The following is a 16393-nucleotide window of genomic DNA, read 5'->3' as shown; positions in this document are numbered from 1 at the left end:
TGTTTATTCTCCTATCCAAATGAAAGTTTCCCTTTGAGGAAATGGGTTGCGCCGTGTATCAGCGAGTCTGCTGTTTTCTTTGCTTTTTCCATTCCTTTTTTCGCGCTGTCTATCCCTTTATGTATCGTTTGATTCGCCGCATCTATGCCATCATTCACTGATTTGACGACTTTGCCGGCTGATTCCAGCCCTTTCTTGGCTGTATCGACGACAGCGTGAATCGGTTCTTTCAGCTTTATCGCCGCTTTTTCAGCAAAGCCTGATGTGAATTTTGCGATTTTTTCCCCAACAAAACCTCCTACGGCTGATCCGATTGTGCCTCCGACTACTGTACCAACAGGGCCTAACACACTTCCAAGGGCACCGCCGACGACAACGCCTGCCGTAGCTCCTCCTGCGATGAAAATAGTGTTATTCACAGCATTCCCGACGGCCTTGGCATTTTCACGCTTGAGAACTTCCGGTTTGTCTTGGTATTTCGCGTAATTTTCAGCAATTTTCAAGCCCGCTCCGAACGTTTCGGTCGCACCGGTGATCAGTGTGGCGGTAATGGCATTTCCTTTAGCGAATTTTAATCCCGTTTTTCCGACATCCTTCAAAGTTGAACGTACGCCGGCTTCATTAAGAAATCCTCTTGTGTAGCTTCTGACGCTATTTGAAAAATCCACTGTATCCTGAGGGAAGTACTTTGTAAACTTTTTATGGACCAAATCTGAAAATGGCCGGTTTGTCTTTTTAAACAAATATTTAGGATTCAAAAGCACGCTGGCGGCTTTTTGATAATGTGAGCTGTCAACGGCTCTGGAAATACCTAATAGAAGTTTTGAGTGCTGGGCGGTATGCAAGCCGCTGGGCTGCTTCACGAATTTCGTAAGCCCTAATCCATAGTATTTTCCCTGTGTCAGCATAAGGGCGGTTAAGCTTGTCATCGTTCCGTATTTGTCATAAGCATGATAGAGCTTTCGTAAAATATCATCTTGTTCCACAAATTTGTCGCTCGTTTTTCTGATAAAAATTTCATTGTCACTCAGCTTGGTGACGAGCGCTTTTCCTGAACTCCACGCATCGCCGACTCCGGAAAAACAGCTGCTGTAGCGGGGATCGCACTGTAAAATCATCTGCCCCAGCTCCACATGCAGTTCCTTGTATTTATTTTCCATATCAGTTAATTCTGTGACTACATCATTTGCCAGCTGTTCGAGCTTATCCGGATCAACTGCAATGTTTCCTGACACACCGTTCACCTCCCGCGTTTATGTCTTTCCTCTCTTGCTTTCCGTTCCAGTTCTTCCATTCTGGCAATTTCAGCTTTTCGTTCTTCTATTTTGACGGCGGCTGCCTTCAGCTCCAGGCTAGTTTCAAGCAGCTCCTGTTCGAATCGATCGTAGGAGGCTTTCGTTTCCTCGAAATCCTGGTCGAACGAATCTCTTGCTTCTCCCTGCCAAGCATCCCCCAGTGCAGATATTCGGAATTCAAGCAGCATTTTGGAGCTTCTGACCTGTTCCGCGGCCGCACTGTACTTGTTTGCCAGCTCAATAACTTTATATGAGTCCAACTTTTGTCCCCTGCCTTTTCTAATTTCACGCACAAATGGATGTTTTATATAAATGATTATAAATAATTCGGCATGTATCCGAATCGTACAAAAGAACCTTTTCATAATAATTGGAAGGACGTATATTCACTTGATTTTCAAAGCTAGTGAGACTTTATGATTATTAAAAAGGTAAAAAAATCAAATCGCCCAGATGTAAAGTGAATGAGAAATTTCCCGCTCTATGGGAAAAAACACTAAAGTTGATCAAATGCCCTAAGTGCGCCAAACGTGTTACGGGACAGGCTCTTCCATGATATAAATGAAATGTAAACGTTATCAAGGAGGTCGTCATATGAAGGAAAAATCATTCTCAATCGTAATAGCGGGCGGAGGGAGCACTTTCACTCCAGGGATCGTTCTGATGCTCTTGGACCATTTGGAGGAGTTTCCAATCAGAAAGCTGAAGCTCTATGATAATGATAAGGAAAGACAGGACCGCATAGCAGGCGCTTGTGACGTTTTTATCAGAGAGAAAGCGCCGGACATTGAATTTACCGCGACGACTGACCCAGAAGAAGCTTTTACAGATGTCGATTTTGTCATGGCGCACATCAGGGTAGGGAAGTACGCGATGCGTGCGCTGGATGAACAAATTCCGTTAAAGTACGGAGTTGTCGGCCAGGAGACGTGCGGGCCGGGCGGAATCGCATATGGCATGCGTTCAATTGGCGGTGTGCTTGAAATATTAGATTACATGGAAAAATATTCGCCAGATGCGTGGATGCTCAATTATTCCAACCCGGCGGCGATCGTAGCCGAAGCAACGAGACGACTCAGACCGAATTCAAAAATTCTCAATATCTGTGATATGCCGGTTGGAATCGAAGACCGGATGGCGCAAATTCTCGGCCTGTCTTCAAGAAAAGAAATGAAGGTCCGTTACTACGGATTAAATCATTTCGGCTGGTGGACATCGATTCAGGATCAAGAGGGCAACGATTTGATGCCGAAGCTGAAGGAGCATGTATCTCAATACGGGTACATTCCGAAGACGGAGGCTGAAGCAGTGGAGGCGAGCTGGAATGACACGTTCGCCAAGGCGCGTGACGTGCAGACAGCAGATCCTGACACACTGCCGAATACGTATTTGCAATATTATTTGTTTCCGGATGACATGGTGAAAAAATCAAATCCGAATCATACGCGTGCAAATGAAGTGATGGAAGGGCGAGAAGCCTTTATTTTCAGCCAATGTGACATGATCACACGCGAGCAGTCTTCAAAAAACAGCGAAATTAAAATCGATGATCATGCTTCATATATCGTAGATCTGGCCCGGGCGATTGCTTACAACACTGGTGAACGAATGCTCTTGATCGTTGAAAACAACGGTGCGATTGCGAACTTTGACCCGACTGCGATGGTCGAGGTGCCGTGTATCGTCGGCTCAAACGGGCCTGAACCGATCACCGTCGGCACTATTCCGCAATTCCAAAAAGGGCTGATGGAGCAGCAGGTATCTGTTGAGAAACTGACTGTTGAAGCGTGGGCGGAGAAATCGTTCCAAAAGCTCTGGCAGGCGCTGATCCTCTCAAAAACAGTACCGAATGCGCGTGTGGCCAGGCTCATTCTTGAGGATTTAATTGAGGCCAACAAAGACTTCTGGCCTGAGCTTGACCAAAGCCCAACCCGCATTTCATAACTGAAATACCCCCCGTTTTCGAATCTGTTATTGTATATAATAGAAAGAAAATGGGGGGATCTGATATGAAGCTCGACGAACTGATTAATCAGCACTACGGCAAATTAAATGACAACGATTTTCATATTTTAAAATATATATTGAATCACAAGCACACGTGCTATCATCTTGGAATTGACGCGCTGGCCAAAGCTTGCAGTGTCTCGCGTTCCTCGATTTTGCGGCTCGCCCAAAAGCTCGGTTTCAGCGGCTACAGTGAATTTCGCGTCTTTTTAAAGTGGGAAGATCAGCCGGAAGAAGGCGAGAGTATGAGTTTTCAAAAGCTGCTTGACGATATGGAGGCAAATCTGAAATTCTTAAGGTCAAAGGACATGACGGAGATGTGCCAGCTGATTGATGAAGCCGACCGCATTTTCGTGTATGGATCAGGAAATGCGCAAAAGATATGCGCCCGCGATTTGCAAAGAATGTTTATTCCGCGCCATCGGTATCTTATTTTGATTGAAGACAGAAATGAATTTAAACTGATGCGCGATGATTTTAAAGTAAACGATCTGTTTATCATCATTTCTCTTTCCGGAGAAACACCGGAGCTGATTCCTCAGGCAAGAATGCTTTCTGCAAAGGGTATTCCCTTTATTTCCATTACGAATTTAAAAAACAATGTCCTCGCCCAACTGACTCCGCATAATCTTTATGCGGCAAGCAAACCTGTGACATTAAGCGATAAAACGGAAATTGTTGCTTTTGCACCATTTTTTCTCGTTGGCGAAGCATTGTTCCGCGCATATGTTGATTACAAAGAGGCAGAAAAAAATGACATTGAGTAGCAGGGGGTTCTGGTATGATGCAAAAAATTCAGCGCTTTGGAAGCGCGATGTTTGTGCCTGTTCTATTATTCGCGTTCGCCGGCATTATCGTCGGTATCAGTACGCTTTTTAAAAATAAAACCCTCATGGGCCCGCTTGCCGATCCTGACGGGTTTTGGTATCAGTGCTGGTATATCATTGAGCAGGGCGGCTGGACTGTATTTAATCAAATGCCGCTCTTATTCGCCATTGGCATCCCGGTTGCTTTGGCGAAGAAAGCTCAGGCGCGCGCCTGTTTGGAAGCGCTTACGGTTTATCTGACGTTCAATTACTTTGTCAGCTCGATCTTGACGGTTTGGGGTGGCGCATTCGGCGTCGACATGAACCAAGAGGTGGGCGGAACGAGCGGGTTAACGATGATCGCGGGCATCAAAACACTTGATACCAACATTATCGGAGCCATCTTTATTTCCTCAATTGTCGTCTTTTTGCATAACCGCTATTTTGATAAAAAACTGCCCGATTTTCTCGGCATCTTTCAAGGCTCAACGTATATCGTGATGATTTCCTTCTTCATTATGATCCCGATCGCCTTGGCCGTCTCTTACATTTGGCCGATGGTTCAGACGGGAATCGGCTCACTTCAAAGCTTCTTGATTGCTTCTGGGGCGGTGGGCGTCTGGATTTACACATTTTTGGAACGGATTTTGATTCCGACCGGCCTTCACCACTTTATTTACACGCCGTTTATTTATGGGCCTGCAGTAGCAGAAGGCGGGATCGTCACGTATTGGGCACAGCATCTCGGAGAATATTCGCAAAGCGCCAAGCCGCTGAAAGAGCTTTTCCCGCAAGGCGGATTCGCACTTCATGGGAACTCGAAAATCTTCGGCATTCCGGGGATCGCCCTGGCGTTTTATGTCACAGCCAAAAAGGAAAAGAAAAAACTGGTCGCCGGGCTGCTGATTCCTGTCACGCTGACGGCGATTGTCGCGGGTATTACTGAGCCAATTGAGTTCACTTTCTTATTTATTTCTCCTTTTCTATTTGCGGTTCACGCCGTGCTTGCCGCAACAATGTCGACAGTCATGTATATGGCCGGTGTCGTCGGAAATATGGGAGGCGGGTTGATCGAAGCAGTGACCTTGAACTGGATTCCGCTCTTTGGCAGCCACGGTATGACCTATGTGTATCAAGTTCTGATTGGGCTCTCTTTTACAGCTATTTATTTTTTCGTCTTCCGATTTTTAATCCTCAAATTCAATATCGCTACACCGGGACGGGAAAAGGATGATCAGCAGGAAACAAAGCTGTATTCGAAACAGGAATACAGAGACAGAAAAAACAAGAGGGACGAAACGGCCGCCGCCGCTGAAACGGCAGATGACACCGCCGTTTTGTATATTGAAGCACTGGGCGGAAAAGACAACATCACAGAAGTGACAAACTGCGCCACCCGCCTCAGAGTCAGTGTCAAGGATGAAACAAAGGTTGAACCCGACAGCGTATTCCGTGCTCTTGGCGCCCACGGCGTCGTCAGGAACGGAAAAGCGTTTCAGGTGATTATCGGATTGAGCGTGCCGCAGATGCGGGAGCGTGTGGAGAAAATATTAAATCAATAATGCCAGCCCTCCTTTTCGGGAGGGTTTTCGTTTGCCGTCAAAAAGACCGTCATAGTAAAGTAAAAAAAGAGATAATCGAGTAAAAAGGGGTTTGGAGGCTTTTACATGCAAAAGGCTTTATCGTTTTTAAAACCATACTCATTGCTGGTGGGAATTGCGCTGATTCTCATGTTGACGGAGCTTGCGGTTGAGCTGATTCAGCCTTTATTAATCGCAAAAATCATTGACGATGGGATTTTAAAACAAGACCTGCGGCATGTGTGGACATGGGGCGCGGTCATGGTCGGACTGACCGTGTTATCGTTTGCGGCGGGAATGCTGAATTCCTTTTATGCCGCCCATGTCAGCCAAAGCTTTTCCTACGATACGAGAAAAGGGCTTTTTCAAAAAATCCAGTCCTTCTCCTATTCTACATTTGGACAGTTTTCATCCTCTTCGTATATCACAAGGCTGACAAACGATGTCACTCAGGTTCAAAACATGATTTTTATGAGTTTGCGGTTCATGCTGCGGGCTCCGTTAATGATTGTAGGCGGCATTGTGCTGTCGCTTGCCGTTAACGTGAAGCTCGGCTTTTTTCTGCTTGTGACCATTCCGATCCTCATCTTGTTTTTACTTTGGGTATTAAAGAAAGGCGGGGCGCTGTTCCGCTCAGTGCAGAAACGGCTGGATCAGGTGAACACCGTCATGCAGGAAAACTTAACCGCAATCAAGGTGATTAAAGCGCTGCTTCGCGGCAGCCACGAGGTCAAAAGATTTATTAAAGCCAATACGAGACTGATGGACAAAACAGTTTCAGCCTTTCAGCTGGTAGAATTCACGATGCCTGTGCTGATGCTGCTGATGAACCTCTGCATCCTTTTGATTTTGTGGTCAGGGGCCTACAGTATCACGAACGGAAGCACTCAAGTCGGTGATGTTGTTGCGATTATTAACTACGCAACACGAATTACGGGCGCGCTTTCGATGTTTCCGTTTTTGATTATGATTTTCACCCGGGCAAAGGCTTCAGGGGATAGGATCGGCGAAGTGCTTGAAACGGAAGGCGATGAGCGGGAGGAAGGCGTCATATCTGAACGTTTGTCGGGACGGATTGCGTTTCAGCATGTATCCTTTCGTTATCCTGACATGGACAGAGAAGCGCTGCGAAATGTTTCATTTTCCGCAAAGCCGAGGGAAACGATCGCGATTCTCGGTGCGACAGGATCGGGCAAGTCCACTCTCTTTCAGCTCATTCCGCGGCTTTATCAGCCAGATTCAGGAAGCATTTACATAGATGAAAAGCCGATTCATGATGTTCCGGCAGAGGGGCTTCGCAAGCAAATTGGATATGTACCGCAGGAAGTGCTCCTGTTTTCTGGCACAATTAAAGATAATATCGCTTGGGGCAAAGAAAATGCTTCACTTGATGAAATAATGGAAGCAGCCAAACATGCGCAAATTCATGAAACGATTATGAAGCTCCCAAATGGGTATGATACCGTGTTGGGACAAAGAGGCGTCAACCTGTCCGGCGGCCAGAAGCAGCGGATCTCCATAGCGCGGGCACTGATCCGAAAGCCGGCGATCCTTCTTTTGGATGACAGCACAAGCGCACTCGACCTGCAAACGGAGGCGAAGCTGCTTGATGCGATCAGCACATATGAGTGCACAACTTTGATTATTACGCAAAAAGTTACGACGGCAATGAAAGCTGATGAGATTTTGCTGCTTGAGGATGGCAAACTGATTGAAAAAGGCACGCACAGTGAACTGCTTTCTGAATCTCACTTATACAAGCGCATTTACGAATCGCAATTCGGAAGGGAGGGGAGCGAGTCATGTTAAAGGACATCCGCAAGCCTTTCCAATATCCCAAACTGCCAATCGACAAAAAGAAAGGCGCGAAAAAGCGGGCGAAAGCAAAGGATGCAAAAGGCACACTGAAGCGAATCTGGTCGTACTTGGCTGAACGAAAAGGACTTCTTATCCTTGTCATGATGATGGTTGTCATCAGCGCGATATTCGGGCTTCTTGGCCCATTTGTGATCGGAAAGGCCATCGACCATTTTATTGTTGGGAAAACGGTCAGCGGCCTGATTCCCGTTTTGCTTCTTCTGCTCGCTATCTATATCATTCAGTCCCTGTCGCTCTGGTTTCAAAACTATTGGATGATTACGATCTCTCAAGGCACTGTTTTCAGAATGAGAAGCGAGTTGTTCACCCATTTGCACGAGCTGCCGATTCCGTTTTTTGATAAACAGCGGCACGGTGAGCTGATGAGCCGGGTGACGAATGACATCGAAAATGTAAGTTCTACCTTAAACACGTCAGTTATTCAAATTTTGTCAAGTGTCATCACCTTTGTCGGGACGATTGCGGTCATGCTGTTCATGAGCCCTCTCCTTACATTGATTACGCTGACCATTATTCCGGTGATGGCAGCGAGCCTGAAATGGATCACCAACCGGACGGGAAAGCTGTTTAAAGAACAGCAGAAAAACCTTGGTGAACTGAATGGATATATTGAGGAATCAGTTTCCGGGGCAAAGGTCATCAAAGCATATTCGCGAGAGAAGCAGATTACTGCCGAATTTCTTGAAAAAAACGCTGCGCTCAAGACCTCGGGCTTTTGGGCACAGACGATTTCTGGCTTTATCCCGAAAGTTATGAACGCTTTGAATAACTTAAGCTTTACGATGATTGCCGCAATCGGCGGTTTTTTCGCGCTGAAAGGCTGGATCTCCATCGGCTCCATCGTTGTCTTCGCCGAGTATTCAAGACAATTCACACGCCCTTTAAACGATCTGGCCAACCAGTTTAATACGATGCTGTCTGCGATTGCCGGTGCTGAACGGGTGTTTAACGTGCTTGATGAAAAAGAGGAGCGCGAGGATGAAAAGAACGCCGTACATCAGCCGATCCAAACAGGCAGTATTGAATTCCGGGATGTGTCCTTCGGTTACGACGAGGGTCAGCCAACATTAAAACATTTACAGTTTACCGTGCCTGCCGGGCAGTCTATCGCGTTTGTCGGACCGACGGGAGCGGGGAAAACAACTGTCACTAACCTGCTTGCCCGTTTTTATGAGCCTGATGAGGGAACGATTTTAATCGACGGTACAGATATTAAAACCCTTACCAGAGCCAGCCTGAGAAAAAACATGGGGTTTGTCCTTCAAGATTCTTTCTTATTTCAGGGAACAATCAGAGAAAATATTCGCTACGGCAGGCTTGATGCTTCTGATCAGGAAGTCGAAGCCGCGGCAAAAACAGCGAATGCCCACAGCTTTATTGAAAGGCTGCCAAAAGGGTACGACACAGTGCTCACGCAAAACGGATCAGGTATCAGCCAAGGGCAGAAACAATTGATTTCCATAGCGCGGGCTGTGCTTGCTGATCCGGTTCTTCTCATCTTGGATGAAGCGACAAGCAACATCGATACCGTCACAGAAGTTAACATTCAAGAAGCGCTTGCCCGTTTAATGGAGGGAAGAACAAGCGTCATCATTGCCCACAGGCTGAACACCATTCAAAGAGCGGACCAAATTGTGGTGCTAAAAGACGGCGAAATGATTGAAAAAGGCAGCCATGACGAGCTGATCCGGCAAAAAGGATTTTACAGTGACTTATATGAAAGCCAATTTGAGAAATAGACCTTTGTCCCGCACAAAGGTCTTTTTTGTTACAGTTTTATAGTAATTTTATTTCATTTTCGTAAAATGTAACAAAATTACTTGACGTAAACAAGTTATGTATATATACTAACTTACATTAAGTAAGTAATAATATTTTCAAGGAGGATAAAATGAATAAATCATTTGAAATTGGCACATTACTTTTAAGAGTTATGACAGGTATTATCTTTTTTGTTCATGGTTTATCAAAGTTTCAGGGAATGGAGGGAACCATCCAATTTTTTGGCAGCCTAGGCCTTCCAAGTTTTATGGCATATGTCATCGCAATGATTGAATTGGTAGGCGGAGTGCTTGTCTTCTTCGGATTGGCTACACGTATTGTCAGTGTTCTGTTTGCTCTCACGCTGATCGGGGCCATCATGACAGTCAAGCTGAAAGCACCTTTCATGGGCAATGCAGAATTTGATTACCTTTTGCTTTTAACATCAATCCACCTGGCACTTTCCGGAAGCCGTTTCTTGGCGCTGGACCCACTTGTGTTTAAAGCAAAAAAGAGCGAAAACGTATCAGCATAAGAAAAGAGGCATACAGCATGACCAGCATTCATGAGGATACAAGAATTGGCTATGTTAAACTCACAATCCGCAGTCTGGAGCGTTCCCTTCAGTTCTACTGTAACGTCATCGGCTTACAAGTCGTACAAAAGACGGATCGCCAAGCTGAATTAACCGCTGACGGGAAACGTGTACTTCTTATTCTTGAAGAGAATCCAAGCGCCGTTGTCTTGCCTGAACGGTCTGTGTCGGGTTTATATCACTTTGCGATTCTTCTTCCGAACAGAAAGGAACTTGGTATCGCGCTGGCCCGTCTGATTGAACACGGCATTGCCATCGGACATGGGGATCATGCTGTGAGTGAAGCGCTCTATCTGTCTGATCCTGATGGAAACGGCATTGAAATGTACGCTGACCGCCCCCGCAGCACGTGGCAGCGTGATCGTGAAGGAAACTACGTCATGACGACAACTGCGGTGGACATCGAGGGCCTTATGGAAGAAGCCGGAGATGAGCGGAAAACAGCACTTCCGAACGATACAATGATCGGGCACATTCATCTGCATGTCAGTGATTTGAACGAAGCAAAAGCGTTTTATATAGATGTGCTGGGCTTTGACATTGTCGGAAACTATGCGGGCATGTCCGCTCTCTTCGTTTCAGCCGGGGGATACCACCATCATATCGGCTTAAACATTTGGGCTGGAAGATACGCGCCGCCAAAACCGACAAATGCCAGCGGACTAGACTATTACACGGTTGCCCTGCCTCATCAAGAGGAACTGGTTCGAGTGGCAGACCGAGTCAAACATGCCGGATATTCGATTGAAGAAACGGAAAATAGCTTCCGTGTGAAAGATCCTGTTTCCGGGGCCCATATTCTATTTGTGATTTGACTGTACTCCCTTTGCAAAAAAAACGGCAGAGGGATTTTTTAATTTCCAGAAACTCCTGTCAAAAATGCCCTGAGGCAGGTATGATAAAAAGGGAATTGGGTAACGGGAGTGATGAGCGTGAAGGCTCTTATATTTACCAGGATTTTCACCTTAATGGTAAGCTGTTCAGTTTACTTTTTTCTTGTAAAAGATGACCGTTGGTTTGAGTATTTATTCATCGTTGGCGCTGCGGGTGTGTTCTTAGCAAATCATCTTTTATTAAGAGTAGAGAAATATGGCATCTTGTTTTGCCTGATTGATATTGCAGTTGGCTTTTCGTTCGGTTTCATGTTTCCGGGTACAGGTTTATATATCACATTGCTCAGCCCGGTTGCGGTTACCTTTTTTCTGAAGGGATTTAACCGAAGAACAGTGTGGTTTGTCTTGTGTTTTTGTTTGATGATGTGGCTGATTGTGCTCATTCGCACATATCGTATGTTCGGCGATGAATATGTGATGGATCATTGTATCAGCATGACATTTGTCGTCTTTTGCGGAGTCGTTGGAAAATTAATCCGCAAGCTGTTGGATGCGGAGGAAACGGCAAAACAGCAGTTTCAGGAACTGACAGAGTCTCACAAGGCGCTGTCTGCTGCACATCAGGAGCTTCATTTATATGCGAAACAGGTTGAAGAGCTGACTGCCATTCACGAGCGGAACAGAATGGCAAGGGACATCCATGATACAGTGGGGCATAAAATGACGGCTCTTCTCGTTCAGCTGCAGCTTCTTCGTGAATGGCAAAAAAGAGACGGACAAAAAGCGGAGGAGACGGTCGGGATATGTGAAACGCTTGCCCGTGAAGCGCTTGATGCTGTCCGCTTATCAGTACGCACCCTGCAAACGGAAAAGGATCATTCGTTAATCGATTCACTGAAACAGCTGACAGAAGACTTTTACAAGAATGCGGGAGTCACAACCGAATTTGCGGTCAGCGGCGATCCGGCGGTGATTCCGCTGTCTCTTCATCCGACTTTAGTCAGAACGGTGCAGGAAGCGCTGACCAATGCCAAACGGCACGGCGGCGCCACAGCCTGTTCGATCCAGCTTGCCTGCACAACGGACAGTATCCGCCTTGTCATGAAGGATGACGGAAAAGGAAATCCCGAGACAGCACTCGGCTTTGGCCTTTTGAACATGAAAAAGCGGGCAGCGGAGCATGGCGGAACGATTCGCTTTGAGAGTGAACCGGATCAAGGATTTACAGTAATTGCAGAATTTTCACTGGCTAATAAAAAATGGAGCTTCGGGCCCGCGCAGCAAAAGGAGAGTTTATCATGATTAGGATCATCATTACCGACGATCAAGATATTGTCAGAGAAGGGCTGGCATCCCTGCTCCAACTCCGAGAAGAGCTCGATGTCATCGCCACGGCGCGAAACGGACAGGAAGCCTACGAAAAGGCGAAGGAACTTGAACCGGATATTGTGTTAATGGATATTCGAATGCCGGTGTCCAACGGAGTAGAAGGAACAAAATTGATTACAAGCTCGCTGCCCGGCGTAAAGGTTTTGATGCTGACAACCTTCAAGGATTCAGAGCTGATTGCAGAAGCGCTTGAAGGAGGTGCGAGCGGGTATCTGCTGAAGGATATGTCGGCAGATACGATTGTAAAAGCGGTAATGACTGTTCATTCGGGCGGAATGGTGCTCCCTCCGGAACTGACTGCCCAAATGCTGAATGAATGGAAGCGTGAAAAACAGCTGAAAGGAATAAACGAGATAGAAAAACCTAAGGAGCTCTTCGACCTGACTGAGCGCGAAATGGAAGTTCTGGCTGAGCTGGGGTATGGGCTGAATAACAAAGAAATTGCCGAAAAGCTGTTCATTACAGAAGGTACAGTGAAAAATCACGTTTCAAACATTATCAGCAAGCTGTCTGTCAGAGACAGGACCCAAGCCGCCATCTATTCCGTCAGATATGGTGTATCTATCTTTTGACACATGACGTTTTGTATATGCGTTTCTATGAAAAGGCCTTTTCCAGGCCTTTTTTTCATGCCTTACAATCTACCTGGCGCTACATGCCGCACATCCTTCTTTTATCTACAATAGTGATGGGATTAAAAAAGGAGTGAAACGACATGCTGCAAGCAGAAAACATCAAAAAGGCATATGGAAAAAAAACAATCGTGAAAGGCATTTCTTTTTCCCTTCAAAAGGGTGAGTCGTTCGGGCTGCTCGGGCCAAACGGTGCAGGAAAGTCCACAACCATCTCGATGATTTCCGGCCTGGTGCCGCTTGACAGCGGACACATCACAGTCGGCGGCTATGTCATCGGAAAAGAAACGGCCAAAGCGAAACAAAAAATCGGCGTTGTCCCGCAGGAAATTGCTTTATATCCAACGCTGACAGCCATTGAGAATCTTATGTTTTGGGGGAAAATGTACGGCCTTACACACGGCGAGGCCAAAAAAAGATCGGCTGAGATCCTTGAATATGTCGGCCTGACTGAGCGGGCCAAAGATAAAATTGAAACGTTCTCAGGCGGAATGAAACGGAGAATCAACATCGGGGCCGCCTTAATGCATAAGCCAGAGCTGCTGATCATGGATGAACCGACTGTTGGCATCGACCCTCAATCGAGAAATCATATTTTAGAAACGGTGAAACAGCTTAATGAAACAGGCATGACAGTGATCTATACAAGTCATTACATGGAAGAGGTCGAGTATTTATGCGACCGGATCGGCATTATTGATCAAGGAGAAATGATTGCAATCGGCACGAAAAGCGATTTGTGCAGCCGCCTTGGAGGCGATACCATCATACAGCTCACGGTTAGCGGGATCGATGAAGCGTTTCTTTTTGCAATCCGTTCCCTGGCTCATGTGAATGATGTGACAGTACATGAATCAGAGCTCAAAATTGACATTTCTGCAGCTCATCATGAAAAAGTGGTTACCAGTCTGCTTGCTGAAGCCGCTGCCCACCATATAAAACTGCTGTCTCTTCAGGTGCAGGAACCAAATTTGGAGCGCCTATTTCTGAATCTGACCGGACGCACTTTGCGTGATTGAGGAGGGACTTCTATGAAAAAAAGCATATGGATCGCATGGAAAGATGTCAAAATCAGAATCAAGGACAGAAAAGGATTTATGATGCTTATCTTAATGCCGCTGATCCTAACGTGTATTTTAGGGGCGGCGCTTGGATCGGTTGTTGACGGAGGCAGCCAGATTGATGACATCAAAGTCGGCTATGTCCAAGCTGATCAGTCAGAAGCAGCGAACATGTTCAAAACAGATGTACTCAAAAAAATAAAGTCGATAAAGGTCACCCAAGCCGGCAGTGAAGATGAAATGAAGAAACAGCTTGATGAAAAGAAAATCGATGTCGGCATCGTCATTCCGAGCCAATGGGAAAGCGGCAAAACGTCAGCTTTTGTCTATGCTGCCCCTGATCAAACCTTAAAAAGCGCCATTATCAAAACAGCCGCCGCATCTTTCATAGACCAATATAAAGCGGTAAAAGAAGCCGCGTCAGCCTCAATGGACTACCTCAGCAAAACGGAAGCTGTCAAGCAAGGAAAGCTTGATCCTTCACATTTTGCAGAAAAGCTGGTCAAGACGCTCGAAAAAGAAACGGGTAACAAGCTCACTGTGACGGAGACATCAGTCGGCAACAAGGCAGTTAGCAGTTTTCAATACTATTCGGCGGCAATGCTTTGCATGTTCATGCTGTTTCATATGACAGTCGGGGCGAAATCATTTTTACAGGAAAAGGAGACAGAAACGCTTGCCAGAATGCTGATGACGCCTGCGCAAAAATACGCCATTCTCCTCGGAAAGTGGCTCGGGACGTATCTATTTGCCATCATACAATTTTTCATATTTCTGATTGTCACGATCAATGTATTTGGTGTGGACTGGGGTGGCAATCTGCTGTTTGTGAGTGTACTCGGGCTTGCTTACGCTGCAGCTGTATCAGGCATTTCAATGCTGCTTGCGTCGTGCATCAGCGATATGAAATCGGCTGATGCCATAGGCGGCTTCGGCATTCAATTGCTTGCGGTTCTCGGCGGGTCCATGCTGCCGCTGTACCAATTTCCGGACGTCTTGCAGTCTGTATCCAAAGCGGTGCCAAATCGATGGGCGCTTGACGGCTTTCTTTCTTTAATGGAAGGGGGAGGCTGGGCTGACCTTCAAATGCCTGTCCTTCTTTTTGCGGCGATCGGCCTTTGTTCACTCGTGCTTGGTATCAGACGGCTTCATACAAGATAAGGAGGTACACCAAGGTGAAAAAAATCATAGCCATTTGCGGCATTGAGCTTTCTCTCATTTTCAAGAAGCGGCAGAATTATTTGATGATGTTTGCTGCCCCGCTTTTGCTGACCTTTGTATTTGGGAGTATGCTCGTTAGTCATGATGACAAGCTGCGCCTTGCAATCGTTGATCAGGACGACACGATCCTCTCACAGCATTATATTCAGCAGCTGAAGGCACACGATGGGATGTACACATTCGAAAACATGTCTGAGAGCAAAGCGTCAGAAAAGCTGAAGCAAAAGAAAATAGCCGGGATTATCGTCATTTCCCGCTCGTTCCAGACACAGCTCGAAAAAGGAAAACATCCTGAGCTGATCTTCCGCCACGGCCCGGAGCTGTCGGAAGCGCCTATGGCTAAACAGTATGCGGAAACCACATTGGCAAAGCTCAATATTCAGGTATCCGCGGCGAAAACGGCGGCTCAGGCAGCGGGAGAGAACTGGAAGGCGGCTTATAAAACAGTGATCGCCAAGGATCATAAAGATGCAGCTCCAGCCGTAAAACAAAAAACGCTCAGCGATAAAAAAGAAGGCACAGGAGGAGGTGACACAGCCTCCAGAGCAGCAGGCTTTTCCATCCTGTTTGTCATGCTGACAATGGTGGGGGCTGCGGGAACAATTTTAGAAGCAAGAAAAAGCGGCGTCTGGTCCAGGTTGCTTACAGCCTCTGTCAGCCGAGCGGAAATCGGTGCAGGGTATGTGCTGTCCTTCTTTGTCATTGGCTGGATTCAATTTGCCATATTACTACTCGCAACCCATTGGCTGTTTGGCATCAACTGGGGCAACCCTGTTGCAGTTATTGTGTTAGTATCGTTTTTTCTGCTGACCGTTGTCGGCATTGGATTGGTGATAGCGGCCAATGTTAGAACGCCAGAACAGCAGCTTGCGTTTGGAAACTTGTTCGTCATCGCAACGTGTATGGTAAGCGGAATGTATTGGCCGATAGACATTGAACCGACATTTATGCAGACCATCGCTGAATTTCTTCCGCAAAAGTGGGCGATGAGCGGGCTGACTGAGATTATGGCTAACGACGCGCACATCACAGATATTCTCGGGATCTGCGGCATCTTGCTTGCTTTTGCAGCCATTACCTTTACAGTGGGGCTGAAAGCGCTCCGCGCGTAAAAACCATCTGCCGTTTAGGGACTGACCACCGTTTTTGAGACAGGGATCAAAACACCTTTTAAACAGCCAATTGCCGATAGTTTATCGGTGATTGGTTGTTTAGTTTCGTTTGAATACGAATATTGTTATAATAATGAATGTATTCTGTGACAGTGCGTTCTGCGATGGCGGTCGTAGTTCGATCAATGCTGTTAAGATAGAACGTTTCAGACTTTAGTGAGGA

The 16393-nt window shown here is 46.4% G+C and carries 15 protein-coding genes; 12 read left to right on the top strand and 3 right to left on the bottom strand.

Annotated elements, in window-relative coordinates; translation table 11 throughout:
* Positions 1–11: 11 nt before the first annotated feature.
* Positions 12–1235 (bottom strand): tape measure protein, encoded by a 1224-nt coding sequence (locus Q3W56_RS19200; RefSeq protein WP_302896536.1) that lies wholly within the window; start codon positions 1233–1235, stop codon positions 12–14.
* A gap of 5 nt (positions 1236–1240) precedes the next feature.
* Complete coding sequence (locus Q3W56_RS19195; RefSeq protein WP_302896535.1) at positions 1241–1555, bottom strand: WXG100 family type VII secretion target; 315 nt, start codon at positions 1553–1555, stop codon at positions 1241–1243.
* A gap of 334 nt (positions 1556–1889) precedes the next feature.
* Between Q3W56_RS19195 and glvA the strand changes: the two genes are divergently transcribed.
* The 12 genes from glvA (at position 1890) to lnrN (ending at position 16170) form a co-directional block, all read left to right on the top strand.
* Positions 1890–3239 (top strand): maltose-6'-phosphate glucosidase, encoded by a 1350-nt coding sequence (gene glvA, locus Q3W56_RS19190; protein ID WP_268399961.1) that lies wholly within the window; start codon positions 1890–1892, stop codon positions 3237–3239.
* Between the two features lie 65 nt (positions 3240–3304).
* Positions 3305–4069 (top strand): MurR/RpiR family transcriptional regulator GlvR, encoded by a 765-nt coding sequence (gene glvR / locus Q3W56_RS19185; protein ID WP_302896534.1) that lies wholly within the window; start codon positions 3305–3307, stop codon positions 4067–4069.
* 14 nt (positions 4070–4083) lie between these two features.
* Positions 4084–5670, top strand: coding sequence for a PTS maltose transporter subunit IIBC (gene malP, locus Q3W56_RS19180; protein WP_302896533.1), 1587 nt, complete (start codon positions 4084–4086; stop codon positions 5668–5670).
* A gap of 105 nt (positions 5671–5775) precedes the next feature.
* Entirely contained in the window at positions 5776–7497 is a 1722-nt protein-coding gene (locus Q3W56_RS19175) for an ABC transporter ATP-binding protein (protein WP_302896532.1), read from the top strand.
* Positions 7491–9305 carry an ABC transporter ATP-binding protein gene (locus Q3W56_RS19170; protein ID WP_302896531.1) on the top strand — a complete coding sequence of 605 codons (1815 nt, stop codon included), beginning with the start codon at positions 7491–7493 and terminating at the stop codon, positions 9303–9305. The genes Q3W56_RS19175 and Q3W56_RS19170 overlap by 7 nt, the downstream gene beginning before the upstream one ends.
* Positions 9306–9457: 152 nt before the next feature.
* Entirely contained in the window at positions 9458–9862 is a 405-nt protein-coding gene (locus Q3W56_RS19165) for a DoxX family oxidoreductase CatD (RefSeq protein WP_302896530.1), read from the top strand.
* Positions 9863–9879: 17 nt separating this feature from the next.
* Entirely contained in the window at positions 9880–10737 is an 858-nt protein-coding gene (gene catE / locus Q3W56_RS19160) for a catechol 2,3-dioxygenase (protein WP_302896529.1), read from the top strand.
* A 117-nt stretch (positions 10738–10854) separates the two neighbouring features.
* Positions 10855–12057: a sensor histidine kinase gene (locus tag Q3W56_RS19155; protein ID WP_302896528.1), complete on the top strand. Its 1203-nt coding sequence runs from the start codon at positions 10855–10857 to the stop codon at positions 12055–12057.
* Positions 12054–12716 carry a two-component system response regulator LnrK gene (lnrK, locus tag Q3W56_RS19150; RefSeq protein WP_302896527.1) on the top strand — a complete coding sequence of 221 codons (663 nt, stop codon included), beginning with the start codon at positions 12054–12056 and terminating at the stop codon, positions 12714–12716. The genes Q3W56_RS19155 and lnrK overlap by 4 nt, the downstream gene beginning before the upstream one ends.
* 143 nt (positions 12717–12859) lie before the next feature.
* Positions 12860–13795, top strand: coding sequence for a linearmycin resistance ATP-binding protein LnrL (lnrL, locus tag Q3W56_RS19145; protein ID WP_302896526.1), 936 nt, complete (start codon positions 12860–12862; stop codon positions 13793–13795).
* Between the two features lie 12 nt (positions 13796–13807).
* Positions 13808–14998, top strand: a complete 1191-nt coding sequence (gene lnrM / locus Q3W56_RS19140) for a linearmycin resistance permease LnrM (RefSeq protein ID WP_302896525.1) — start codon at positions 13808–13810, stop codon at positions 14996–14998.
* 14 nt (positions 14999–15012) lie between these two features.
* Entirely contained in the window at positions 15013–16170 is a 1158-nt protein-coding gene (lnrN, locus tag Q3W56_RS19135; protein WP_302896524.1) for a linearmycin resistance permease LnrN, read from the top strand.
* A gap of 58 nt (positions 16171–16228) precedes the next feature.
* Here the strand turns inward: lnrN and Q3W56_RS19130 are convergent.
* Positions 16229–16393, bottom strand: a 165-nt coding sequence (locus tag Q3W56_RS19130; RefSeq protein ID WP_302896550.1) for an IS3 family transposase, incomplete at its 5' end; no start/stop codon positions are given.

Source organism: Bacillus sp. C28GYM-DRY-1, assembly GCF_030519405.1.
Classification (GTDB): domain Bacteria; phylum Bacillota; class Bacilli; order Bacillales; family Bacillaceae; genus Bacillus; species Bacillus spizizenii_A.
The sequence above is the reverse complement of the archived record's forward strand: the minus strand, read 5'-3'. Positions and strand labels throughout refer to the sequence as shown.